Source organism: Rhizobium sp. PK7-22 (assembly GCF_056530405.1).
The window spans coordinates 61417-86344 of record NZ_CP096513.1 but is presented as its reverse complement, the minus strand read 5'-3'; the positions used below and the strand labels follow the sequence as shown (position 1 = coordinate 86344).

At 61.0% G+C, this 24928-nt stretch carries 22 protein-coding genes and 2 pseudogenes; 18 read left to right on the top strand and 6 right to left on the bottom strand.

What is annotated here, in order from left to right:
• The first annotated feature begins 56 nt into the window (after nucleotides 1-56).
• Complete coding sequence (locus M1E10_RS00475) at nucleotides 57-248, top strand: hypothetical protein (protein ID WP_499173067.1); 192 nt, start codon at nucleotides 57-59, stop codon at nucleotides 246-248.
• A 182-nt stretch (nucleotides 249-430) separates the two neighbouring features.
• Here M1E10_RS00475 and M1E10_RS00470 read toward each other — a convergent pair whose 3' ends face one another.
• A complete protein-coding gene (locus M1E10_RS00470; RefSeq protein ID WP_499173066.1) occupies nucleotides 431-736 on the bottom strand; it encodes an I78 family peptidase inhibitor in 306 nt (101 codons plus the stop codon).
• 478 nt (nucleotides 737-1214) lie between these two features.
• On the bottom strand, nucleotides 1215-2138 hold the full coding sequence (locus tag M1E10_RS00465; RefSeq protein WP_499173065.1) for an efflux RND transporter periplasmic adaptor subunit: 924 nt from the start codon (nucleotides 2136-2138) through the stop codon (nucleotides 1215-1217).
• Between the two features lie 573 nt (nucleotides 2139-2711).
• Here M1E10_RS00465 and M1E10_RS00460 point away from each other — a divergent pair.
• Nucleotides 2712-3494 (top strand): annotated as a pseudogene (locus M1E10_RS00460) (PAS domain-containing protein); the annotation flags it as partial.
• Nucleotides 3495-3533: 39 nt separating this feature from the next.
• Nucleotides 3534-5246, top strand: coding sequence for a bifunctional diguanylate cyclase/phosphodiesterase (locus tag M1E10_RS00455; protein ID WP_499173420.1), 1713 nt, complete (start codon nucleotides 3534-3536; stop codon nucleotides 5244-5246).
• A gap of 319 nt (nucleotides 5247-5565) precedes the next feature.
• On the opposite strand, the gene M1E10_RS00450 is transcribed toward M1E10_RS00455, so the two are convergent.
• A complete protein-coding gene (locus M1E10_RS00450) occupies nucleotides 5566-6177 on the bottom strand; it encodes a hypothetical protein (RefSeq protein WP_499173064.1) in 612 nt (203 codons plus the stop codon).
• Nucleotides 6178-6311: 134 nt separating this feature from the next.
• On the opposite strand from M1E10_RS00450, the gene M1E10_RS00445 reads away from it, so the two are divergent.
• From M1E10_RS00445 to M1E10_RS00405, 9 genes are all read left to right on the top strand, one after another.
• On the top strand, nucleotides 6312-6578 hold the full coding sequence (locus tag M1E10_RS00445) for a DUF982 domain-containing protein (RefSeq protein ID WP_499173063.1): 267 nt from the start codon (nucleotides 6312-6314) through the stop codon (nucleotides 6576-6578).
• Nucleotides 6579-6767: 189 nt separating this feature from the next.
• The gene (locus tag M1E10_RS00440; RefSeq protein WP_499173062.1) at nucleotides 6768-8522 is read left to right on the top strand and encodes a sensor domain-containing diguanylate cyclase; all 1755 of its coding nucleotides are present in this window, start codon (nucleotides 6768-6770) and stop codon (nucleotides 8520-8522) included.
• A gap of 1187 nt (nucleotides 8523-9709) precedes the next feature.
• The gene (locus M1E10_RS00435; RefSeq protein ID WP_499173061.1) at nucleotides 9710-10003 is read left to right on the top strand and encodes a hypothetical protein; all 294 of its coding nucleotides are present in this window, start codon (nucleotides 9710-9712) and stop codon (nucleotides 10001-10003) included.
• A 174-nt stretch (nucleotides 10004-10177) separates the two neighbouring features.
• Nucleotides 10178-11926 (top strand): vanadium-dependent haloperoxidase, encoded by a 1749-nt coding sequence (locus tag M1E10_RS00430; protein WP_499173060.1) that lies wholly within the window; start codon nucleotides 10178-10180, stop codon nucleotides 11924-11926.
• A gap of 58 nt (nucleotides 11927-11984) precedes the next feature.
• Nucleotides 11985-12239, top strand: a complete 255-nt coding sequence (locus M1E10_RS00425) for a hypothetical protein (protein WP_499173059.1) — start codon at nucleotides 11985-11987, stop codon at nucleotides 12237-12239.
• A gap of 498 nt (nucleotides 12240-12737) precedes the next feature.
• Nucleotides 12738-14153: an argininosuccinate lyase gene (argH, locus tag M1E10_RS00420; RefSeq protein ID WP_499173058.1), complete on the top strand. Its 1416-nt coding sequence runs from the start codon at nucleotides 12738-12740 to the stop codon at nucleotides 14151-14153.
• Between the two features lie 65 nt (nucleotides 14154-14218).
• Entirely contained in the window at nucleotides 14219-15025 is an 807-nt protein-coding gene (locus tag M1E10_RS00415; RefSeq protein ID WP_499173419.1) for an amino acid ABC transporter permease, read from the top strand.
• A complete protein-coding gene (locus tag M1E10_RS00410) occupies nucleotides 15022-15810 on the top strand; it encodes an amino acid ABC transporter ATP-binding protein (RefSeq protein ID WP_499173057.1) in 789 nt (262 codons plus the stop codon). The genes M1E10_RS00415 and M1E10_RS00410 overlap by 4 nt, the downstream gene beginning before the upstream one ends.
• 31 nt (nucleotides 15811-15841) lie before the next feature.
• On the top strand, nucleotides 15842-16678 hold the full coding sequence (locus M1E10_RS00405; protein WP_499173056.1) for an ABC transporter substrate-binding protein: 837 nt from the start codon (nucleotides 15842-15844) through the stop codon (nucleotides 16676-16678).
• A gap of 57 nt (nucleotides 16679-16735) precedes the next feature.
• Here the strand turns inward: M1E10_RS00405 and M1E10_RS00400 are convergent, their stop codons facing one another.
• A complete protein-coding gene (locus M1E10_RS00400) occupies nucleotides 16736-17617 on the bottom strand; it encodes a LysR family transcriptional regulator (protein ID WP_499173055.1) in 882 nt (293 codons plus the stop codon).
• Nucleotides 17618-18010: 393 nt separating this feature from the next.
• Entirely contained in the window at nucleotides 18011-18982 is a 972-nt protein-coding gene (locus M1E10_RS00395) for a GlxA family transcriptional regulator (RefSeq protein WP_499173054.1), read from the bottom strand.
• A gap of 99 nt (nucleotides 18983-19081) precedes the next feature.
• Here M1E10_RS00395 and M1E10_RS00390 point away from each other — a divergent pair, with 99 nt between their 5' ends.
• From M1E10_RS00390 to M1E10_RS00375, 4 genes are all read left to right on the top strand, one after another.
• The gene (locus tag M1E10_RS00390) at nucleotides 19082-19630 is read left to right on the top strand and encodes a cysteine hydrolase family protein (protein WP_499172765.1); all 549 of its coding nucleotides are present in this window, start codon (nucleotides 19082-19084) and stop codon (nucleotides 19628-19630) included.
• 46 nt (nucleotides 19631-19676) lie between these two features.
• Nucleotides 19677-20579 carry an MBL fold metallo-hydrolase gene (locus M1E10_RS00385; protein ID WP_499173053.1) on the top strand — a complete coding sequence of 301 codons (903 nt, stop codon included), beginning with the start codon at nucleotides 19677-19679 and terminating at the stop codon, nucleotides 20577-20579.
• A gap of 413 nt (nucleotides 20580-20992) precedes the next feature.
• Entirely contained in the window at nucleotides 20993-21550 is a 558-nt protein-coding gene (locus M1E10_RS00380; RefSeq protein WP_499173052.1) for a hypothetical protein, read from the top strand.
• Nucleotides 21551-21684: 134 nt separating this feature from the next.
• Complete coding sequence (locus tag M1E10_RS00375; RefSeq protein WP_499173051.1) at nucleotides 21685-22179, top strand: hypothetical protein; 495 nt, start codon at nucleotides 21685-21687, stop codon at nucleotides 22177-22179.
• Between the two features lie 65 nt (nucleotides 22180-22244).
• Here M1E10_RS00375 and M1E10_RS00370 read toward each other — a convergent pair whose 3' ends face one another.
• Complete coding sequence (locus tag M1E10_RS00370; RefSeq protein ID WP_499173050.1) at nucleotides 22245-23138, bottom strand: LysR family transcriptional regulator; 894 nt, start codon at nucleotides 23136-23138, stop codon at nucleotides 22245-22247.
• Between the two features lie 130 nt (nucleotides 23139-23268).
• Here M1E10_RS00370 and M1E10_RS00365 point away from each other — a divergent pair, with 130 nt between their 5' ends.
• Entirely contained in the window at nucleotides 23269-24456 is a 1188-nt protein-coding gene (locus M1E10_RS00365) for an MFS transporter (RefSeq protein WP_499173049.1), read from the top strand.
• A 17-nt stretch (nucleotides 24457-24473) separates the two neighbouring features.
• Nucleotides 24474-24919, top strand: a pseudogene (locus tag M1E10_RS00360) (cyclophilin-like fold protein).
• Nucleotides 24920-24928: the final 9 nt, after the last annotated feature.

Sequence of the window (24928 nt, the reverse complement as noted above, 5' to 3'; positions counted from 1 at the left end):
ACCGGCGGAACACCAGCAGCAGTCAGACGTTCGACGGGGACATTGGTGGAGCGCTTATGACCGACAGTCTCAATCTGTTCGTGGACCTCGCCTCGAGCGAAATGGTGCGCAGGGCGCTGGCCTCCAATCCGCAATATCAGCCGCTTGCAGCCGATGGTCGTCTCGCGGCCCTGCTTCACCGCCTCGCCGAGGCGGAAAAGCGTTCCGGGTTGCCAGATCGCCGGGACGCTCACTCACCTGCTTGCTGAAGGCAGGCAAGCTGACTGGGGCCGCGCGCGGTACGACTCGTCCTGGACGATAGTGCTCCGGGCTGGGATGAAGCGGACACCCATCCGGTTCGCGGCTCCATCTGTGCCCCTCTGGAGGGGAGACGCTATGCGTGCAGGGTGGGTCTTGCCGGTCCTTTAATTGCCCCTGCTGCTTCTATGCCTCAGCCGCAGCTGGCGACGACAACCCGTGCGGACGCAGGATCCGTCTCGATCGTCACCCGGTCTTCCCTGTAGTCCTGGGTAACCATCTGCCCAGGCTCGATCTGGCGAACAGTCCTGGCGCCCGTCAGGCGCGCCGCATCTGCATCGCTCGGCTTGTTCTGGCCGACCAGCCGTTGTGCAGCTTCTGGATTGCAGCGTGCAGCGGCGGGTGGGGTAGTGGCTGCGGGTGCAGTGCAGCCGGATATGACAGCCAGAACGCTTGCAAGCAAGATGACGGGCGAAGCCGCTTTTGCGGTAAACTTCATTGTCGAGGTTTCTTTCCTTCAAGAGCGGTCGCCCGCCCAGAAATAGCAATTTCGGCGATCGAGTGATGTCATAGGGCGAAATGCCCCCTCCATCTCCCGGCGACCGGATTCCGGTAACATTGCGCAACATGAGTTAATCCCTGATCCATGGCAACAAGTCTATTGCGTCAGTGCAGTGGTTGTGGAGACGCGAAATGGTGACGGTCGTATGCATGAAATGGGGAAGCCGGTTTTCAGCTTGGCATGTCAACGCCCTCTATGCGGGTGTCTTGCGCCATATGGAGGAGGTGTTTGCGTTTGTCTGTCTGACAGACGACGCGTGCGATCTGGCGGACAACATCAACGTCCGTCCGATCCCAGAACTCGATCTGCCGGAACGGGCATGGACGGAAGGTTGCTGGCCAAAACTTGCAGTCTTTGCGCCCGGCTTGTTTCCCCCTGACGAGATTGTGCTGTTCCTGGACCTGGATGTCATCGTTCAACATTCTCTGGCGCCCTTTATCGACATGGTCAGAAGACGTCGCCATCTGGTCACGCAGCGAGAGTGGAACCCCGATCTGTGGAGCCTGTTACCGCCCGGTCTCAGACCCGATCGCGGCGGACGATCGCGGCCGGGTAGCTCGATCTGCGCGCCCATGCCGTGCCGAAGCCGGATGAAGCCCGTTTCTGGAACCTGCGCCGCAAATTCGATGACGGCGTCCTTGGCGATGACGAAAACTGGCGCCTGTGCGTCTGAGGTCATAGCGCCAATGCGGGCGGCTCTCCTGAGCACTAGCCCCGCCTCGGGTGCACGTATGGTGCTGCGCGCAATCGTCAGCTCGATTTCCCGGCGCTCGCGTTCGACGATCTGCGCATCAGCCTCGGCAAGCGCCAGCGACTGGCGTGCCAGTCCCAGTTCTGCCAGCGCACGGGCATAGGCGTTTTGATGTTCGTCCAGAAGCTGCTGCGACACGGCTCCCTTGGGCTGCAGAGCGCGGCTGCGTTCCAGCGTGTTGTTGGCTTCAGACTCGGTCACGTGAGCGACATCCAGTCGGCTTGCCGCAACCGATACGGCGGCCTGCGCCCGTACGATATGGACGGAGTTCTTGTCGAGCAGCATACGGGCATCCGTTGTATCGAGGACAGCCAACGCCTGGTCTTTCTCGACGCGGTCTCCGGCCTCAACCAGGATCGTCTCGATCACCTGTCCCTGGATGAGGGGATGAACCTCGACTTCCTCCCTGGCCATCAGGGATCCCACGACTGGAATGCGTTCGGTGAGGTCACGCGCCTGGGCAACAACGACGGTAACTGGCAATTGCTCCTGCGCCTGTGCGGCAGAAGAGAGCGTCGGCCCGAGCAGTAACACGGCGGCGATGACTGGACGAACCTGCGATACGATAGAGCGGGATATCTCACCCATAGGACAACAACCCTCCGTTTGATCCGACAGTGCGTTGCAGCCCCCGGATGATCCAGATGCCACCGTAGCGGCGGTTGGCTTTGGCGGGATGTCATCATATTAACGAACGTTACGATGAGGTAAGACGATGGACCGGATGAGAGAGACCACCTTCTCCTCCATTGTGCGTTCCTGTCGTCGAAGGCATTGCCCACCTAGGCAAGGGTCCAGGCAGCAAACCTTTGTCGCGGCGCACCCCGCCTCGCCCAAGTCATTTGCAAGGGCCGCATAGTCTTCCTGTGATCTAGCATCTGGCAGGGTCGTTCAGTCCTGCTGGTGCAAGACCGCCAAGTGGCGTCAGATCACGACCAGGTGGCGCCAGCACGGTCGCACTCGTTTCGGACATCATGCCTCCATCTGCGGGGCCATGTCACCAAAATCTGCCGCATGCGTGATGGCCGGCTGTCTTGAGGACGAGTGGCACCGATGCCTCGGGGCGCCGGACACTGGTGCTGTTGGATGGCGGCAGCTGCAGTTAAGTCACCCTTAATTAGCGCCACCTAAGATGTGGATCTGTCCACGCGGAATGCTGCCATGCAAGCTCGGCCTCCGATCCCCTCGACTGTTCAGCCTGCAACGGCCGGCAGCCAGGATGTACTTGCGTTCTTGAACGCTTTTCCTCTGCCCTTGGCTATGGTCACGGCGGATGGAGATACAGTCGCTGTCAATCACGCCTTTTGTTGCGCCTGGTCTGAGCCGGCGTCGAAGCCGTCTTTCCTCGACATGGTCGACAATGACGATACCCAGCGCGTACTGGCCCTCATTCGTCACGTTGCAGCGGCCAGTGCGGAGGGTAACAATCATCGCCTCCAGGTGACATGCGGGCGGCGCCGCGTGCACATCACCGCCTCTTTCGTGCCGCCCGGCATCGCCGGCGCGGCATCAGTGCTGCTGCTGTGCCAGCACATCGATCGAGGAAGTGGCGGCGTGGAAGAGCTTGCCTACCGCGAAAGCCGATGGAACCAGGCATTGATTTCCTCCGAGCTGGGAGTGTGGGATCACAACTGGGGCAAGGGCCGCAAGTATTACTCCCCCACCTGGTACAAGATGCGCGGGCTGGAGCCGACGGATCCCCTACCATCGAGCACGAGCGAATGGCTCCAGAAGGTCCACCCGCATGACCGCGAAAAGGTCATGGTTGCGATGGAGGGCCAGGCGGCGGGCGATCCCGCCTTTGCAATGTTCGACTACCGCGAACGGCACAAAGACGGTCACTGGGTCTGGATCGAATGCCGGGGCGCCAGCATCGAATGGGACGCTGAGGGGCGTGCGACCCGTGTCGTCGGCACCGACACCGATGTCACCGAGCGGAAAGCCTCCGAGGAAGCAGCCACCCGCAGCGCGCGGCGGCTGGAAATGGCGCTCGACATCTCCGGTATCGGGGTGTTCGACGCCAATTTCACCACGGGAGAATCCGAGTGGGACGAACGGATGTTCTCCATCTATGGGCTAAAGGGCGGCAGCGAGGTGGCCATCGGCGGCCTGTGGGAAAGCATGGTCCATCCCGATGATCTGCCTCGTGCCACTCAAAAGGTTGCAGACCAGGCCGGCAGCAGCATGCCTTTCGCAGACGAGTATCGCATCCTGCTTGACGATGGCAGCGAGCGTATCATCAAAAGCTACAGCAAGCGTTTTGTCGATCCTGACGGGCAGTCGAGGATGGTGGGCGCCAATTGGGACGTCACCGACGAGGTCCTGCTGCGGCGAGAGCTGGAACGCGCAAAGGATCTGGCCGAGGCCAGGAACACCGCGCTCGAGGCGGCCCGCCAGGAAATCGAATACAGCGCGCTGCACGACTATCTGACGGATTTGCCCAACCGGCGCTACCTCGACGAGGCGCTTCGGCGCATGAGCGAACCTGGCGACAAGAACGGCACCCTGGCGATACTTCACGTCGACCTCGACAGGTTCAAGCACATCAATGATACACTCGGCCACGCGACCGGTGACAGCCTTCTGACCCACGTCGCTCAAATCCTGCGTCAAAGCACACGTTCTGACGATTTCGTCGCCCGCGTCGGTGGCGACGAGTTCGTCATTGTCCGCCAGATCCATGGAGCCGCCGGCGAGCTTGTCGCGCTCGCCAGGCGGATCATTGCCGAACTCAGCAAACCGGTGGTGCGCAACGGTAACCTGTGCCGCATTGGCGCCAGCATCGGCATTGCCTGCCGTGAGGCGGAAGAAACCGATGCAGCACAGCTTCTCCTCAATGCCGATATTGCCCTCTACCGTGCCAAAAAGAACGGCCGCAGCCGGCACGAGTTCTTTTCCGCACAATCCTATCGCGAGATCATCAGCAACAAGAAGACCGCCGACGAAATTCTAAGCGCGCTTGAGCAGAACGAATTTATCCCGTTCTACCAGCTGCAGTTCCGGGCCGATTCGCTGGAGGTCGCAGGAGTCGAGACCCTCGCGCGCTGGAGAACATCCGACGGCCGGCTTCTGGCACCGGACGCCTTCTTGTCGGTGGCAGAAGAGCTCGGCGTGATGGCGAAGATCGACGCCTTGATGCTCAAAGCGGCGCTTGATGACTTCAGCCGCTGGCAACAGCTCAATCTTGAGATCCCGAAGGTTTCCGTCAATGTCTCCTACCGGCGATTGTCCGATCCCGCCCTGATGGCAAACCTGCAAGCTGCCGACTTCGCGCCGGGCACCCTGTCATTCGAGTTGCTCGAATCGATCTTTCTCGACCAGTGCGACGAACAGATCCTGCAACGGCTGGCCGACCTGCGGGGTCTCGGCATTGCCTTGGAAATCGACGATTTCGGGTCGGGCCATGCGTCCATCGTCAGTCTTTTGCGAACGGCACCGGACGCGCTGAAGATCGACCGCGAATTGGTCAAGGGTATCGTCGACTCACGCGAGCAGCAGGAGTTGTTGCGCTCCATCATTGAGATCGGCCATTCCCTGGGCATCTGCGTCGTGGCGGAGGGCGTTGAAACCCGCGCGCACGTTCGCATTCTGCGAGAACTGGGATGTGACATCCTGCAGGGCTACGCCTTGGCCAAACCCATGGAAGCTACGCATCTGGTCGAGTTCATCAAGCATCAAGACTGGCGTCGTGGGTGACTGCTCGTGTTCCTGCTGTGTGGAATAGCTGAAGGCTCCCAAAAGGCAATTTTTTGGCGCCATGCGACGAAACTGGCTTGCAAGAAGCCATCTGCAGTCTGCGCAAAAGAGGCGCCAGAGGCGCTGACCCGCCCGACGAAAGACGCAAATCGACACCATGCCAGAACGCCCTCGTCAGAGTGCCGGAATGGGACGGTGAAACGCAGTCCAGACGTCTTCGACGGCGACGTCAGCGACTGGAAACATCTCTGGATCGCGCCCGCGACAAGGACCGGAGAGGCGCGGCGGATATAGCATCTAGCCTCAGTCTCCAGCACATTCACCTGAAGCGTGCCGGTGCTGTCGATCCTCGTGACGGTTTCCTTAGCATGCTGCATCGGCTCAGCTGAGCATCAATCTCCTTCAGGCGCGCTTCCAGCTCTGCAAGATCTGAAATGAACCGGTGGACCGGCTTCCAAAGCGGGTTGCCGAACGAGTCGACGCCGGTCGCCTCTTCTACAACGTTCCAAATCTTGATCAGCGTTCCTGCGGGACCGCAACCACAGCACCGAAACGAGCGATAATGCCTGCCGTCTCGCACCAGCCGGATCCCAGGGAGTGTCAGAATGGCAGCCTCAGCCGTCCCGGTATAGTCGTAGGTGATGCAGGCCTCTCCGTCTCTTAGCGGTCTCGGCGGCGTTGCGACGGTTACACCGATTGCGATGCCGGTGGTGATGCTCTGCCGAAAGTGGGCCAGCTTGATAATTTTGTCGCCAGGTCTGCTGACCGCAGGTTCTGGCATGGGCCCCTGGCTTTGACGATGGATTTGCAGCCGAAGAGGAAGCTGGGTTCCCGAGGGGCATTCGTGATGGCCTGGGTCCGTGGCAGTGAAGCAGTCTTGGTCGACATTGTCATGCTGCTGGGGCGTTTTGGTGTTTATCATCGTGGTCATTGCCGTGGTCTCTCGGACACGCCCAACTGAAACATGACGAGCGGGGTTTCCGTGACCGCGGGTTTGTCCGCAAGCGGACCATTGGGAAACTCTTGGGCCTCATACCGTGTTTGGTTGAACTGGGAGGATTGCCGATGAATGAGATCATACAGACCCCGTTCTGGGTGCGGTGGCAGGTGCCCGTTTCGGTGCGGACCGCGGGCGGCACCGAAGAGGAGGTACTAGGGCCCGAGGACGCGTTGAACTGCCTGACCTATCGCTGGCCCAGCGACGCCGGCCAGCACTTTGACGCGGCCAGAGGGAAATGTCTCGCGGTACTGCGAAAACGTGCCCGCTGCGAAGAAGCGCGCGAAGCCTTTGTGTCGGCTGCCTTGGAGGCGGGCATCTTTCGCAAAAGCTAAATGAGCAGAGGGGTCCTCACGCCAGCATAGCAATCGCCGCCGACATCGGACCAACCATTCAACGTTGTCTGAAGTACCTTCTTTGCACCGCGCTGTGTCCTTTCGGCCAGCCACCAAAGGAGTCACACATGCTCACGTTGCTGCCCTTAACGGCATTAAAAGCATTTTGGGCTATTTCCAAAGCCCATGATGTCGTGCGGTTTTTTTAGAGATCTACCGGTATATCTGCTTCTGGTGATGCTCGCACAAGCGGGTGCCACCATCGCCAGCGCAAATGATTCCACCCGCGTTAGAACATCATGCTGGGCCGCCGCCACGCTTTCAGAAGACATCGTCGCAGTGGCTCGCGATGAGGCCAGATGGACCTGCTCTGGCGCAGATCAACGGTTCTCCATCGATGCCGAAAGAGTGCTCCTCCGCTTCGACATCACACCCAGTCAGCAACCTCCTCGATACCTGCTGACAAGGCGCAGCGCGCTTGAAGCGGTGCATCTCGTGGCCATCGACCAAGACGGGGCGGTTCGGCAGACGGTTTTCCCTGCCGCCGCCTTGCACAGCTCAATGGCCGGCGGATACTTCAAGGCAGACCTACCAGAGGTAACTCCAACGACCCGGCAGATCGTTGCTGTCGTGGACCTGCCGAGCCACCGGATGACGTTGGAAAAAGCATATCTTTCACCTGTTGATGCGGGCTCTAGCGTTGACGATCTACGGCTCCTGCTGATCATCGGAGGGCTCGCCGGCATGCTCGTCATGCCGCTCATCTTCAATGCGGCATTCTACCGAGCCCTGCGTGAGCCGTTCGTTCTCTGGCACTCAGTCCTCACCTTGTCACTGCTGATCACGATCCTCGTTACATCGGGCCTCTCGGTGGTGTTTTTCGATCCTCCGGCTATGGCGCTCAGTTGGATGACGACACTGGTCTTCGGGATTACGATCAGCTCAGGCGCGATGTTCACCTACAGCTTCATCGAGCCGGGCAAGATGCATCCCCTGCTGCGGCGCATCCTACCCTATAGTGCTGCGTGGGCGCTCTTTCTCAGCGTCTTCCATGCGACCTTTCCCTTCGTTGCACGCTCGATCCAGTCGACAGCTTATACGGCAGCGTTTGCACCGGTTCTTGCTGTCTTTGTTTTCTCAATGATCGATTCATTGCGTCGGGGAAGCCGCGCCGCGCGGTTCCAGGCCATCGGATACACGCCATTGGTCCTGGTCGGATCGATACGAATCGTGACTGGCGTGGCTCCCTGGCTGAATAGCGCCGACGCCATGCTCCTGTTTTATTTCGGATGCATGTTTGAAGTCCTTTTCACAACGCTTGGGGTGGCGGACCGCTTCATGTCCATCAAGCGAGAGCGAGACGGCGCTCGCAACGAGGCCGATCTGCTTGAGCGCCTATCTGAAACCGATCCACTCACCGGGTTGCTCAACAGGCGGGCAATAGAGCGGCAGTTCGAGCGGCTTCTGGAGGAGGGTTTTACCGCGCTGGCGGTCATCGACCTTGATCATTTCAAGGCCATCAATGACGGCTACGGGCATAGCGTCGGCGATGAGGTGCTCAAGGCTGTCGCCGTCGCACTGAAGGCGGGCCCGAACGTGCGCTCCTACCGCCTTGGTGGCGAAGAGTTCCTGCTTCTCCTGCGCGGTCACGACGTGGATGCACAGGCCGAGTTTCGCCGCCAGGCAATCCCTGCGACCGTCGCCAATGCGGTTCCGGGGCTCGTAGGGTTCGTGACTGCGAGCATGGGCATGACACCGATCTCCGGCGATGAACGCTTTGCGACATTGTATGAACGAGCGGACAAGCTTCTCTACGGAGCTAAGGGTGCCGGTCGGAATACAACGCACAGCGCGATCCCAGCGACGCAGTCACCAAACGGGATCCCGATGGATCAGGCGATAGTCGCTAGCCCCGCAGCAGCGGTGGCTGGCACCGGTGGGTAGAGTTAGAAGATCATTCAATCCGCATTTTCCGTCTTCCAGATCAGTCTCAGTTCAATGACCTTTATCGTCGGCGGCAGGTGACTGTCGCTGCCTCCAATATCGCAGCCTTGTACCGATCTGCCCGTGAACTGCCGTTTTTACCGGCGTGATCTCCCATTGAAGATGCGCTTACTCTGTTCACAGAGTGTACGAGAACACGCCATGGCGTCGACGACAAGGACGGTGTCTCGCCGGTCTTCAGAAATCCCAACCTGTCAGGCTTCATCATGACGCCTACGGCGCTAACCCCTGCCCACCCGGCACGCCTCTCGCTCCCTACGGGCAACAGCCGTTTAGTGGCAAGCCGTACGACCGGCGGGCGACAGTCGCGCCCAACACCATCGCTCCCAATGCCTGTGCTATTCCGAGTCCGAAAACGGCTTTTGCCCGACCGGGGTCAGTGTTGTTGGCAGGTTTGTGCTGCCCTGCTTCTTTCCGACTTTCTATAAATGGACCGACAATCCATCGCACCGGACCGGTGCATTGCGGCGCAGTCGTTCCCCAGTTCGGTCGGGCTGTCGAAGGTGTAGAGCCATTGTTTCCGGCTGCGACGAGGGATATCACAACATTCAACCCATGTGTCATGCTGCCACCGGGATCAGTCGTTGATGACCCTTCGTTTTTGAATGCGCGTGCAGGCACAAAGCAGGCAAACCAGCACGGTGATAGCAATTCCCCATGCAGCTGGTTGTCCGCGTCGTCGGTCTCGGAATTAGCCTTCAAGGCCTATCACCACCTCCCGGATGATGAGAGTTCCTTCATCTCCCGCGAGATGTAGAGCGGTGGTGTGATGATGCATGGAATGAGGTCATCGGATTGAGGTGATCGGCCTGCAGCGAGCAATGAATGCTTCCGACCAGAGGATGAAAGCATACGGCGCGGCACCACCCAAACCGGCGCTTCCTACCGCTTATTGCTGACTAGGTGCGCCCGAAGCTTTCTGATCTAATTTGGTTGCCATGGCTGGCACACCCGGTGCCGCATCATGTCGTTCTTCGAACTGGCGGACGGGCGAACTGAAGAGTCCCGGCAGCAACACAGGAGGCTGCCGATGCATCCAGAAACCTTCCGCGCCGCGATGCTCAATGCGCTGCGTCGGGTCATACGATACCCCGCACCTGACCAACCCACCCGTGCAGGAATGGCTCATGGCGGCCCTAAGCGGTCCGGGCGGCGTCTTTCTGATGATCTCGGACCGGGCCATCCTGATGGATGCCGATGCAACGTTGGCGCCAGATGATCAAAGCAGGCAAAACTCGATCGTGGCGAAACTCGCCGAAGACCGCGCCGTCGCGCTTCAGTTTCGGATGGTACATCATTTGCCGGCGACCACTACAGTCCCCGGTTTCTTTTCTCCGGCAGAGGGCATTTGCTCACTGGGCAAGGACGGTGAACAGCCTCGCCGCAGTCGGCCGGTATGCGAACAGCCGTGGCTCCATTGATGGCCGGGCCGTCCTCCAAGACATCCCGCATCCCGCACCCAACGCCGAAGGCGCCCTCAACTGGCACTTCGCGGCCGAAGACCGGCCGTGGGTTGGGGAGGGTGAGAGGGCGGGGTGCACCGCAATATTTCGTCGTCCACTCGCGCAACTGATCACCAACCCATGGAGGAACCAATGCTTGTTCTACCCGATATCGACGAGCCCCCGGGGCTGAATGCCTTTCCGGTCCTGTACTGGAACCATGCCGGGCTGCAGATGAACCGGATCACTCATTCGCTAGGCGGCCCGCAGGGCGGTCCGACGATGAGCTCCCGCGCCCTGGGACTTCTGCATCTTGCCATGCACGATGCCTTCTTCGGGGTTTTAGGCCACGACGAGCAATCGGCTCCCCGGACCTGGCTGAAGGATGTCAATCGTCCCGCTCTGCCCGCCGGTCTCGCGGCGAACCTTACGACTGCCAATGCAGCACTAACTGGCGCCGCGATTACGATGCTCGAGCGGCTCTACGGCGCTCCGGGCGACATTTCCAATGAGGCGGCCAGGACTCTGAGGACCGCCCTGCGGGACCTGAAGAACGGCTACGGCGAGCGCGTCGACACCAATTTCAAGGCCTATCGCTACGGTGTCGAAATTGCTGAGAAGGTCCATTCGGCGCTTGCGGTGTTGCCGAACGAGCCGGGGGCCGATCAGGGGAACCACAAGCCCCACGGAGGCCGCTACCACTTCGACGACGAGCCGCTCAATCCCGTCCGCCTCATGGACATCGACCCCAACGATCCGAGCGAAGGAAAAAAGGCGCAGCGGGTTTATCATGGCCCCTTCTATGGCACGACGGTGGAATCCTTCGCGGTCACGGATCCGGGTGGCCACCGCATCGCAGACTGGCCAGAGCCGCCAGATCCCGAGTACGAGGCCGCGCTGAAGGAAGTGCACCGCGTCGGTGGCGCGGCATCGCTGAATACCACCGCGCGGACCGCGGACCAGACCGTCGCCGCCTATTACTGGGCATATGATGGTGCGAACCTCATCGGTACGCCACCGCGCCTTTACAACCAAATTCTGCGGCAGATAGCCTGGGCCAAGAGCGACCAGACGGACACCGAACTCAACAGAAGCAAGGAATTCGTTAGGCTCTTCGCGCTTTGCAACGTCGCGATGGCTGACGGGGGCAAGTTTGCTTGGACCGAAAAATACCGCCACGATCTCTGGCGTCCTTTGTCTGGCATCCGCCGGCACGACCGTGATGCCGACAAGGGTGGCCCGGGAAGCCCAGCTTTCGCCACACCGGCCGATCCATTCTGGCTTGCCCTGGGCGCCCCGGAAACGAACTCCAACAGGCTCAGCTTCAAGCCGCCGTTCCCTGCCTATCCCTCGGGCCATGCGACCGTCGGTGCCGCCTGTTTCCAGATGGTGCGCCTGTTCTACGGCAAGACTTCTGTAGACGCTCCGAACGGCGCGGACGACATCGCCTTCAGTTTCGTGTCCGAAGAGATGAACGGCGTCAGCCGCGATCTGCATCAGCCGCACGATCCGTCATCCCCAATCGAAGACCAGCCTGGCTTGGTGCGCACCTATGTCAAGCGCAAGTTCCCCTCACTCTGGCATGCAATCTGGGAAAATGCCTTCAGCCGCATCTGGTTGGGCGTGCATTGTCGCTTCGACGCCTTCGACTACATGGATGTCGGAAATGGCCCGGACGCCGACGGTTACGACACCTACAAGGACCCGGCTGATGTGCGCTGTTCGCACGTCTGGACTGAAAGGCGTAACCCCGGCGATCAGCTTCCTGTCGGCGGCGTGCCGCTCGGTCTCGGGATCGCCAACGACATCTTCGCTGACGGCATGCGACAACAAGGCGGGGCGATGCCTGCCGCAAGGGCCGCGCCACTGCGGAGCAAAATCAGCAACACGACGTTCCGCTGAATCCTGTCGGCGCTCCGACCCGTCGGGGCGCCGACGCCCCCAGAGGGAGTGCACTCCCATGCTCTTCGCCCACGGCATCTTAATCTCAGGCCCCGCATGCGCTGCGCAGTCATTTCACCATCCGCATGATGGCGGCACCCTGCTGATCGAGACCAGTGAAGCCTTCTACTTCGACAGCTCGCCCCAACCAGGCTTCGGGTTCCATCGCGGGGTTCCGAACAAACTGAGAGGGTTCCAATTCGCAGCCAAATCATTGGATCCCTATGATAATCCGAGTCTCCTAGGCGAGCTATCTAAGACCGACATTCCTTGACCAAAGGACCGTCTTCTCAAGAGCTTGAGCGACCTCAACTCGATTTCTTGCGTACGTCCGCCGTGTTGAGGGATGCCAGAGAGATCAGCCCCGCGAGCAATGACCGCAAACGGGGCCGAAACTGGACCGTCCGCTCCTGCCATTTGAGCCACAGAATCAGCCCCCCTGGCAAAGCAAACAGTGAAGGCAGGCGGTGGCGACGCAGGGGCACCGTTCGCGCCATTCGGCACCCTAAGATCGGATTGCCCCCTACCTGCCCCTAATCGGGCAGTGCGTTAGGAGAAGCACATCTCTGCGGTTGGCGCAGACCTGTCATATCCAAGCGTCTGCCCCCGCCCCCGATCTGGGCCAAACATGCGCGGAGGGCTTCCTCCCGCGTACCTCGGCGCCACTCCCCAGCCGCATCCAATTCCCAAATGGAATACCGACCGGAAATCTTTTCATTTTGCCGGCTTGAAGACCAAAGCGACTATGGCCCCTCGAATGCGGAGAAAAGTCATGAGCTCAACCAAGGCCCTTTGGGGCGGTCGTTTCCGGTCAGCGCCCGACCCCGCGCTGACCCGTTACTCGCGCTCCGATGCAAGTCACATCCGCCTCGTCGGCTTCGACGTTGCCGGGTCGCGCGCTCATGCCCTTGAACTGGTGCGTGCCGGCATTCTTGATGATAGTGAGTGCAAGGCAATCCTGGCGACCCTTGAGGCGATTGCCGCGGAAGCCGCAAGCGGAGAGATCACGCCGGTCGCTGGCGATGAAGATATTCACACCTTTATCGAGCGTCATCTGATGGAGCGCCTCGGCGACCTCGGCGGCAAGCTGCGCGCAGGCCGCTCGCGCAATGACCAGGCCGCCAACGACCTCAAGCTTTATCTGCGGGAGGAGGCCAAGGCTGTCTCGCAGGAACTTCTGGCGCTGATCGATGCCCTGATCGGCCAGGCTACTTCCCACCTGAACAGCCCGGCACCGGGGTTTACCCATCTTCAGGCTGCCCAGCCGATCGTCTTCGGCCACCAGTTGATGGCCCACGCACAAGCCTTGTCGCGCAATCTCGACCGCATGCGCGACTGGCATCGGCGCAGCAACCGCTCGCCACTGGGAGCCGCGGCCCTCGCCGGCAGCGCGATCGCCCGTTACCCGCATGAGACTGCGCTGGAACTCGGCTACGAAGGCTCGTTCGAGAACTCGATCGATGCGGTCGGAAGCCGCGACCACGTTGCCGAATTCATCTTCGTTACGGCCATGATCGGCATCGACCTCTCCCGACTTTCCGAGGAAATCATCCTCTGGTGCTCCCAGTCCTTCTCCTGGGCGAAGCTGGACGATGCCTTCTCGACCGGCTCCTCGATCATGCCTCAGAAGAAGAACCCGGATATTGCCGAACTGACACGAGGGCGAAGCGCGCGGCTGATCGGCTGCCTGTCGAGCATCATGGCCACCCTCAAGGGCCTGCCCTTCGCCTACAACCGGGACCTGATCGAGGACAAGAAGGCCGCCTTCGAAGCGGTCGACACACTGCATATGGCGCTGCCTGCGATGAGCGGTCTCGTGCGGACGCTGCAGTTCGACACGGCCCGCATGCGCGCAGCCGCGACCCAGGGCTTTACCCTCGCAACCGAAATGGCCGATTGGCTTGCGCTGCGCGGCGTGCCCTTCTCGCATGCCCATGAAATCACCGGCAGGGCAGTACGCTACTGCGAGGATCAGGGCCTCACGCTGGAAGAGCTCACACCCGAGATGCTGGCCGAGATCGATCCGGCGCTCGAGCCTTCGATCATGGAGCACATCTCGGTGGACGCAGCACTTGCTGCACGCTCCGCGCAAGGGGGAACGGCGCCTGAAGCCGTCCAGCGCCAGATCGGCCGCCTCGGCCTGACCCTGGAGCCATTTCGCGCCTGGGCAGAGGAGGGTATGCGATGACCACTGCCGCCGGCTTTGAGGCGGATCGCACGCCGGTGAGACCGGATCCGACCGCCTTCACCATCATGAAGCGCCGTCACTACGGACGATGGCTGGCGACGGCCCTCATCCTGCTTGCCATCGGCGGCATCGTCAGGGCGTTTGCGCTTGGCCAGATTGAATGGTCGGTGGTCGGACAATTCCTGACCGCGCCGGCCATACTCTTTGGCCTGGTCAACACCATCATCATGGCATTCGCCGCCATGGCGCTCGGCATCACCCTCGGCGTCCTCTTCGCCGTGATGGTGATGTCACCGAACCCAGTGCTGCACTACTCGGCCAAGGGCTATATCTGGTTCTTCCGCGGCACGCCGCTGATCCTGCAACTGCTGCTCTGGTTCAATCTGGCGCTGGTGTTCCCGACGCTCGGGATTCCGGGTCTCTTCGAGTTTCGCACAGTGGATGTGATCACCCCCTTCATGGCGACGCTCCTGGGGCTGGGGATCAACCAGGGCGCCTACACCGCTGAAGTCGTTCGTGCCGGCATCCTCTCGGTGGACCAGGGCCAGACGGAAGCCGCCCAGTCGATCGGCATGGCCCGCCCGACGATCATGCGCCGCATCGTCTTGCCGCAGGCCATGCGCGTCATCATCCCGCCGGTCGGCAACGAATTCATCAGCATGGTCAAGCTGACGTCGCTGGCCTCGGTCATCCAGTTCTCCGAGATCCTGCGCAACGCGCAGACGATCTATTTCGCCAATGGCCGTGTCATCGAGCTCCTGATCGTCGCAGCCATCTGGTACATCGCCGTCGTTTCGGTGATGTCGTTCGGACAACACTTCCTGGAACGCCGCTTCTCGCGCGGACAGGCAAACAGGGGGCGCGGGCAATGAGCTTGGACCCAAGGCAATCTGCGCAGACGCTGCTGTCTGCGCGAAAGGTCACCAAGGCCTTCGGAAGCCTCACGGCACTCGATGCGGTTGATCTCGATGTTATGCGCGGCGAAGTCCTGTGCATCATCGGCCCCTCGGGCTCGGGCAAGTCGACCTTGCTCCGCTGCCTGAACCAGATTGAGCGCTTCGATCGCGGGGCTATCTGGATCGACGAGGAACTGATCGGCCACCGTCAGGACGGAGACACGCTCTACGAACTGGACGATCGCGCCATCGCGCGCCAGCGCCTCGCCTGCGGCATGGTGTTCCAGCGCTTCAACCTGTTCAACCACATGACCGCCTTGCAGAACGTCATGGAAGGACCCGTGACCGTTCTGAAGCGGCCTCGGCAGGAGGTGCGCCAGGAAGCCATCGCGCTGCTCAAGAGGGTCGGCCTGTCGGACAAGCACGATGCCTATCCCTCGCAGTTGTCGGGCGGCCAGCAGCAGCGCGTGGCAATCGCCCGCGCGCTTGCCATGAAGCCGAAGCTGATGCTGTTCGACGAGCCGACATCGGCGCTCGATCCCGAACTTGTCGGCGAGGTGCTGACCGTCATGCGCGACCTTGCTGCCAGCGGCATGACCATGATCGTCGTGACCCACGAGCTCGGCTTTGCGCGCGAAGTGGCCGATCGCGTCATCTTCATGGACGCCGGTCGCATCGTCGAGACCGGCGCTCCGGATCGGGTCCTGGGAGAACCTTCGGAACAGCGAACAAGAGACTTCATAGCGGCCGTGCTGTCGTAACGCCCGGCCTATAACAAGAGAGGAACTGAAAATGTCATTGAGAACACTTCTGATCGCCAGCACTGCGCTTGCGGCCACGGCCACCTTCGCAGGCGCCCAGGAATTGCCGCAGCGTATCCGCGACGCCGGAACCATCATTGCCGCGACGAACCCGAACTACGCGCCGATCGTCTACAAGGATCCGGCGACGAACACGCTCCAGGGCCTCGACATCGCCCTTGGCGAAGCCATTGCCGAAGAGCTCGGTGTCAAGGTCGAATGGCAGGAAACCGAATTCGTGCAGATGCTGCCCTCGCTGCAGACGGGCCGCGTCGACATGGCCATGGCCGGCATGTCCGACCTCCCGTCCCGCCGCGAAACCGTCGACTTCGTCGACTACATGGTCTCCGGTGCCCAGTTCTACACCCTGAAGGCGCTGTCGGAAAACATCACCGGCACCGCCGACCTGTGCGGCAAGCGCGTCGGCGCCTCGCGCAACACGAACTGGCCGAAGGACATCGCCGAATGGAGCCAGGAAAACTGCGAGGCGAAGGGCCTGGCGCCGATCGAAGTCGTCGGCACCGAAGGTTCGGTCGACGCCCGCACGCAGCTGAAGAGCCAGCGCCTCGACGCGGCCGTGCAGGGTAACGAGACGCTCCCCTACTTCCAGAACCTGGAGCCCGACACCTACGTGCTGCTGGGAGAGCCCTTCACGCGTTCGCTCGCCGGCATTCCCTTCCTCAAGACCGAGGAAGGCGTTCAGATCCGCGAGGCGGTACAGGGTGCGCTCGAAAGACTGAAGGAAAGCGGTCGCTACGCCGAAATCTTCGCGGAACATGGCCTCGCCGCCAACGAGATCGACGCGATCGCCCTCAACCAGGGGGAATAGACCAGACTGTGCCGGATCGGCGTGACACCAGGTCATGCCGGTCCGGCCGCTCGGTCTCTAGTCCCGCCGCGTGATCTCTTCCATCAACCAGTCATGAAAAAGGTTGAGTGCACGGCGGGGCGTCCGGTCCTCAGGGCGGGTGAACCAGTAGCAGTTGGGGCTCTCGAACCCGAGTCCGCCGGGATTAACCAGATCACCCGAAGCGAGCTCCCGGACGATCAGTTCGCGCGGGATGAGCGCCAGTCCCTGCCCCGCGATCGCCGCGCGGATGACCAGCGTATAGAAACCGAAGCGCACATAGTGGCGAGGTTCGGGAGCGTCTGGTGCCAACGCCAAGGCGGCGCGCAGGTTCTGCCAGCAGTTCGGCGTCTGCGGATGCTCCAGAAGCGTGAAGCGCCCGATGTCCTCCAGAACCTCCAGCCCGCCCACCCTACAGATATACTCGGGCGCCCCCACCAAAGCGACATCGGCGCCAAAAAGATAATCAGCCGCCTGCCCGCGCCACGGAGGCGAACCATAGCGAAAGGCCGCATCGGGTTCGGCCTGTCCGGGCGTCTCGAAGCTCGTGAACTGGACATCGATCGTCGGATATCGCTCGGCAAATCGTGCAAATCGCGGCAGCAGCCAGCGATCTCCCAGGATGGGCAACAGATGGAGGCGCAGGACATCGGGATCGCTCGAGAGCCGCGCCACCCGAAGTGCGGCGTCCTCCAGCGCCTTCAAGGCGATCTTGGCCTGTTCCAGATAGATCTGCCCGGCTTCGCTCAACTGTAGACCTGACGTGTGCCGGACGAAGAGGCTCTGGCCCACTGAGGCCTCCAGCTTCGACAACTGCTTGCTGACCGCGCTCTGGGACAGGTTCACCGCATCGGCCGCTGCGACCGTCGACCCTCGTTCAGCCAGTGCGATGAGGACCCGGAGTCCTGCTGTCGAAGGCATTCGCGAATTCACGCCTGCTTGCTTTCAATTGGCGACATTGCTGCGCAGCCGTATCTTGTCGTGGACACTCGATAGGGCAAGCGACCAAATCAACTACATGTCACCATAGGCAATATACCTAATGCGCGCCAGTGGCTGCTTTTGGGGCGCACAGGCGACGTGAGGCGGCGGGGGCGATGTCTGCTTCCAGGCAGGCGCTATAACGGCCGTTATGGCCGAGTTGGGGGCGCGAAACGGAAATCATTTCCGCTTTCGGCCCTAAGCAGCCATTTCGGGAGCGTCCTAGACGGGCTAACAGGATGGGTTGCTGACCGTGGGCTTAGCATTAGTAACCGCCCGCGGCGAGCCAGACAGCCTTCCGAACAATGATCAAAAACCTGACCGCATTGTTGGTCAGGGATGCATTCGGAAACGTTTGCGATAGTCCGCAGGAGTCAAGCCCACGATTCTAGTGAACACCTTGCGGAAGGCTCCAGGATCAGTGTAACCGACCTCCCATGCTACCTGGTCCCCGGTGAGCCCCCCCCGCTGCAGCAACTCCCTTGCCCGGCCGACGCGCAGCCTCTGCACGTACTCTGTCGTGGTAAGGCGCGTCGCCTTCTGAAACCGCCTGAGGAAAGTGCGCTCTTCCAGCCCCGACTGCTCGACCAGGGCCGCCAGGTCAAAGTTTCGGGCGTCCTCCATCCAACGCTGTACCTTCAGGATTGACGCATCACCATGGTTGAGTCGTGGCGAGAAGGCGCTGTAATAGCTCTGCTCCCTTCCGGGCGGGTCGATCAGGAACGCTCGCGCCGTGTCGAGCATAGCCGCCGAACCGAGGAACCGGTCCACGAGCCGCAACGCAAGGTCGGTCCAAGCCATCACTCCTCCCGCGGTGAGGATGTCGCCGTCGTCGATTAAGAGTCGGTCAACATCGACGAGAACCTCCGGGAAGCGCGTTTGGAACTCCTCCTCATAGGTCCAGTGGGTCGTTACCGTCCTTCCCGACAGGAGGCCCGTTTCCCCAAGAAGGAACGCCCCCTTGCAGATGGAGCCGAGGGCCGTTCCCGACGCGTGCCTGCCGCGCAGCCACTCGGCATAAAGCATCGCATCTTCACGTTTAACCGGTTCACCGAGCCCCGGCGGGAGCACGAGCACGTCGGGCGATCCCTCACCATTTGGACCCGTGTCGAAGACGCGCACGGGAGAGTCGTCGCCGGACAACCACTCCCATCGGCTGACTCGGAGACGCGGTCCCTTAGGCGGTTCGCCAGCGCGCCGGGCAAGCTGCTCAGCGGTCATGAAGAGGTCGGTCATTCCCAACACGGCTGCCATCTGCGCACCCGGAAAGTTAACGATACCGATTTCCGCCACTCCGTCCACCATGTCGAAATCACCCCTAAGTTTGTCGTCTGCGCCACTTCCTGGCATGTCTCAGGCGGCGTAACTAAGGCATCGTTATCACCAAACATTGGATCACATCACATGACCAAGCGCGCGATCATCGTCGTCGACCTCCAGAACGAGTACCTCTCCTCCGGCAAGTTGCCCCTCGTTGGCATCGAAAGCGCCGTCACTAACGCCGCACGAGTCATCGACTCGGCGCGTACGCGCGGCGACCTCCTCATCCACGTGCGTCACGAGAGCCCAACGGCCGATGCGCCATTCTTCGCTACCGGTTCGGAAAACGTGAAGATCATCGCGGCTGTTTCCCCCAATGACGACGAGATGGTTATCGTGAAGCAGTATCCTAATGCGTTCCGGGACACGGGCCTCAAGGCAATGCTCGACGACAAGGGCGTTGAAGAGGTCGTCGTGATTGGTGCCATGAGCCACATGTGCATCGACGCGACGAGCCGAGCTGCGGCGGACTTTGGCTACACGGTGACAGTGGTCCACGACGCCTGCGCGACCCGCGACGTCCAGTTCGGGAGCAAGACGGTTCAGGCGGCCGACGTACATGCTGCCTACATGTCGGCGCTTGGATGGGGCTACGGCCAGGTTGTGTCAGTGGACGAGCTTCTCCCTCGCTGACCTCGCCAGCGGTCTTCCAAAGACAGAACATTCAAAGGATATAAGCATGATCGACAGAAACCACGGTACTGGCCAGATGAACCGGCGTCAGGTCCTCGCCCTCGGCGCAGGAGCGCTTGCCGCTTCGATGACGGCGGCTGTTGGGCTTCCAACAGGCCGCGCGATGGCCGCCGACAGCGTGAACACGCTCACTCAGGTGCGCAATGCGACGCTTCGGGTGGACTACGAGGGAGTGCGTTTCCTCATTGACCCGTTGCTGGCCGACAAGGGTGCGTATCCAGGCTTTGAGGGATCGGCCAATAGCGAGTTGCGCAACCCCCTCGTGTCGCTCCCCATGCCTGTCGAGAGGATCGTCGACGTTGACGCTGTAATTGTTACCCATCTGCATTCGGACCATTGGGACGATGCGGCGAAGACGGGGCTTAGGAAGTCAATGGTCATCTTTGCGCAGAACGAAGAGGATGCCGCGCAGATCAAGCAGCAGGGCTTTACCGACGTGCGGGTTCTCGCCGAGACCACGGAGTTCAACGGCGTCCGGCTAGCCAAGACAGCGGGCCAACATGGCACGGACGAAGCCCTCAAGGCTATGCCGAGTCTCGGACAGGTGTGTGGGATCGCCTTCAGTCATCCCTCAGCGAAGACCCTTTATGTGGCGGGAGACACGATCTGGAACCGACACGTCGAGGACGCTATCGCGACGCACAAGCCGGATGTCATCGTGTTGAATGCTGGCAAAGCTGTCATGACCGGGTTCGCGCCCATCATCATGGGCGAGGCGGACGTTCTGGCCGTCCATAAGGCCGCGCCGAAGGCGACTCTCGTCGCCAGCCACATGGAGGCTATCAACCACTGCATCCTCAGCCGTGCGGACCTGCGCGCATTCTCGGAGCGCGAAGGATTCGCATCAAGCCTCCTGATCCCGGCGGATGGCGAGAGCTTGAGTATCTAAACAAAAAGCGCTTGCCCGATGGTTGTCTTCGGAAGCTATCGGGCAAGTGTGAATGATGCTGAAAAGGGGGCGACAATCGGGATCATCGTCATGCCGGCTCATGACTGCCTTTGGCGCTTCTAAGCCTTGACGGTAGTCGGCCCATTGCAGACTTAGGATCACATCGCAAACGCAGCTTCGCGCCGCCATGTCGATCCGAGACTGCATCATCTTGCCCGGCCGACGGAAGCATCCATTGCTGATCGACTAGCTCTTGAACGGGCAAGCAACAGCTACGCCGAACTATCTGATATTCATGTCCCCTTCCGATAAGCGCATGCTATCGGGGGCGTCTAATCAAGCGCTCAAGGCATTGATATCTTCTTGGAATTCGATGGTGCGCAATGTGGCGCGATCGCTAAGAAAGGTACGCCATGAACAGCACGATCGTGAACACGCCTAGCGCCATTGGCAGCCTGCGGCGGCTAGCTACGTCAGGCATTGCTGCCCTGATCGCGCTTGGAGCCCTCCTGGGTCCAGTGTCTCCCGCTTCCGCGCATCACGGCTGGCCCGGCTTCGAGACCAATCGCCTCATTTATATCTCGGGAAAGGTTTCTTCGGACGGCGTCTGGGGGAACCCGCACTCCCAGTTTGCCGTCACGCTGGACAGCAGCATGGCTGCCGACACTCCTGATCTGAGGATACCTGAGGAGCTGCAAGATCCTGAGGACAGCAGCCGAGTCAATGCTGCTCAGTCATACAAAGGGCCCCACAAGGAGCTGGAGATTATCATCGCTCCTCCCGCGTGGTCCGGCAGATGGGGCCTGGACCGTGCGTTGAAGATCGGCGAGCGCTTCCAAGCGGTCGGCTACATCAATCGTACGGACAATGGGCTGTTTCGCCCGGTCGTGTTCTGGTACGGCGACGACAATGTGCCGGTGAACCAGGTGCTGGGCAATACGCTTCCGGTACGAGCTCCCCTCCCAAAGTAGCTTCCGCCAGTACGATCCCAAAACCTACCGCGCTTCGCGGATCGATGGCTGGAGGTATCCTCCTCGTCGTCCTCTGAGGAGGGGTCAGTAGATCCTTCGCCTCCGCCGTCTCCCTCGAAATGGAATGAACGGATATGCTTGATCTGCTGAACTTTGTTCTCATGATGTTGCAGGGCTCGCCGCTCGGCGAGTTCGTCCGAAACGCAAGCTTCGTCTATCCCATCCTCGAGGCGGTCCATATCCTGGGCATCGCGCTCCTTGTCGGGCCTGCGTTCACCTTCGACTTCCGCGTGCTGGGCTTCGGCCAAAGGATCGTCTCCGTGACCACAGCAGGGCGCTATCTGCTTCCCGTCTCCCACTTGGGCTTTGCCGTCACTGCCGCCACGGGAATCGCGCTGCTCAGTGCACAGGCAACTGTGATTGCGAACACCGGCGCAGCACCCTGGAAGCTCGGCCTACTGATCCTTGCCGGGATCAACGTCGCAGTTTTCCACGGTGGAGCCTACCGCAGTGTCGACCGCTGGAAGGGTCTCGCCGTGACTCCTGTGGTCGCCCGCATCGGGGCCGCCGTGTCTCTCTGCGCGTGGACGGGCATCATCTTCGCTGGCCGCCTGTTGGCCTATACCTGATTTCTGGTCTGAGCGAGGTTGAAGGCATTCCTGCGTCAGGGAACACATTGACAATCTGGACGTCTTCAGCTTCGGTGCCTGAGCACATCAACCACCAGCGCCATCGCAGGCGACATCTGCCGTCGGCTGGGATAGTAGAGATGGTATCCGGTGAACGGCTCGCTCCAGTCGTCGAGAACAGCTTGCAGCTTTCCCGCCTGTATGTGTTCTTCCACGAGATCCTCCGGAACATAGGCGATCCCGTATCCTTTGACGGCGGCATCAACCTGGGGGATGGACGAGTTGAAGCTGAGCTGCCCTTCGACCCGGACCCGTAGCTCCCTCCCGTCCTTCTCGAACTCCCAGGCATAGAACCCGCCCCAGGTGGCCTGGCGCGTGTTGATGCAGACATGGCTGACGAGGTCCTGCGGAGTCCGTGGGACCCCATGCTTGGCAAGATATTCCGGGGATGCGATGGCCCGCAGCCGCCAATCAGGGCCGATGCGCACGGCGATCATGTCCTTGTCGACGCTCTCGCCCAGCCGGACGCCGGCGTCGAAGCGCTCCTCAACAATGTTGCGCATCCCGTTGTCGCTGTAGAGCTCGACTTTGACGTCGGGATTGTCGGACAGGACGCGGCTGAGCTTCGGCCACACCGTCGTCTGAAGAGCATGATCTGAAAGCGTCAGGCGCACAGTGCCCGACGGCTTCTCCCGGAAAGCCACCAGATCCGCAAGATCTGCCTTGATCCCCTCAAACCTTGGAGCAAGCGACTGCAGCAGGCGTTCGCCCGCCTCCGTTGTCGCGACGCTGCGAGTGGTCCGCGTCAGCAGGCGGACTCCCAGCCGCGCCTCCAACTGCTTGATCGTATGGCTCAGGGTCGACTGGGAGGTGCCGAGCGTGGCTGCGGCCTTGGTGAAGCTCTGCTCCCTTGCCACCTCGATGAACCACAACAGATCCTTCACATCCTCCCGCAGCATGGCCGTCCAGGCTCCTATTGATGTTCCATATCGATAACTTCATGCGGATTAGCACGGATTGTCGGCAGAGTCCCCTCCCAATATCTTTCCCCTGCAAGTCGCGAAACGCGAGCACGCAAGGATCCATGACATGAGCATAACCGTGGAAGATGGCATCGGGAGCCAGAAGGCCGCTTGGGGAGCAGTCTTCTCCATGACGCTGTGCGTCTTCGTCCTGATCGCCTCCGAGTTCATGCCGGTCAGCCTTCTGACGCCAATCGCGTCGGGGCTCAGCATCTCAGAGGGACAGGCGGGACAGGCTATCTCGATCTCAGGCGTCTTTGCGGTCATCACGAGCCTCTTCATCGCGACGATCACCCGTCGGCTCGACCGCAGGATCGTGGTTCTTGGACTGACCGCTCTTCTGACGGTCTCCGGCATCGTCGTGACGATTGCACCTAACTATTCAGTCCTCATGATCGGCCGGGCACTGCTTGGCATCTCGATCGGCGGCTTCTGGTCGATGTCGACCGCGATCGTCATGCGGCTTGTATCAGGAAGCCAGGTGCCTGCGGCGCTAGCCTTGCTCAACGCGGGGAATGCGATCGCCGCGACCATTTCAGCTCCGGTCGGCAGTCTCCTGGGTGCACACATCGGCTGGAGAGGCGCGTTCTTCCTAGTGGTTCCGGTTAGCCTTCTCGCGATCCTCTGGCAGTTTATCAGCCTTCCTTCGCTGCCTGTCCGAGCCGGCCGATCTTCGCCGAACGTGTTCAGGTTGCTCCGGCGTCCCGCGGTCATCGCAGGGATGATGGCGATCCTGCTCCTGTTCATGGGACAGTTCGCGCTCTTTACCTATCTTCGTCCCTTCCTGGAGCAGGTAACTCATCTCGACATTGAGACGCTGTCGCTCAGCCTGCTCATGATGGGCCTCGCTGGGGCCGGTGGCACCTGGTTGATCGGCAGACTGCTGAGGCAGCGTCTGTTCAGTATCCTTGTTGTCATACCTTTGGTGATGGCGGGCCTGGCGTTGTTCCTGATCGCATTCGGAGACAGGGAGCTTCCTGTCTTCGCCGCACTCATTGGGTGGGGCCTCTTCGGAACTGCCGCTCCTGTCGGTTGGGGAACCTGGCTTAGCCGATACCTCGCCGATGACGCCGAGGCGGGAGGAGGACTTCAGGTCGCGGTCATCCAACTCGCGATCACGGCAGGAGCATCCATTGGTGGAATTCTCTTCGACGCCGTGGGCTGGTGGTCCGCCTTTGCCCTCAGTGCAGTGTTGCTTGTCGGATCGTCTCTCGCGTCGATCGCCGCCTGGCGGACAACTCGGAGACCATCATGAGGATTTAACCGCATCTGATGACGCGCCGCACCTTGCTTGCACCTGGGCTAACGTCCTTGCCCTGCCGGGTACGGGTCTCAGCCAGATTGATTCCAACAACCAGGAACCGACCGACGTGAAGATCAAGCTAACCTTCAGCGACCGGACGATGACGGCGACGCTCTACGACAATCCGTCGGCCCGCGACTTCGCCTCCATGCTTCCGCTCGACCTTACGATCAAGGACTACGGGTCGAACGAGAAGATTGCCTACCTGCCGCGGAAGCTGAAGACGGAGGGGAGCGGGCCCTTCTCGAACGAACAGCCCTACGACCTCTGCTACTACATGCCCTGGGGAAATCTCGCGATGTTCCACGCCGACTACAGGCACACGGACCTCGTCCGCCTCGGTCGCTTCGACGATGGATTCGAGGCGCTTCACGTACCCGGGGAATTCCCGCTGCGCATCGAGCGCATCCAATAACACTCGACC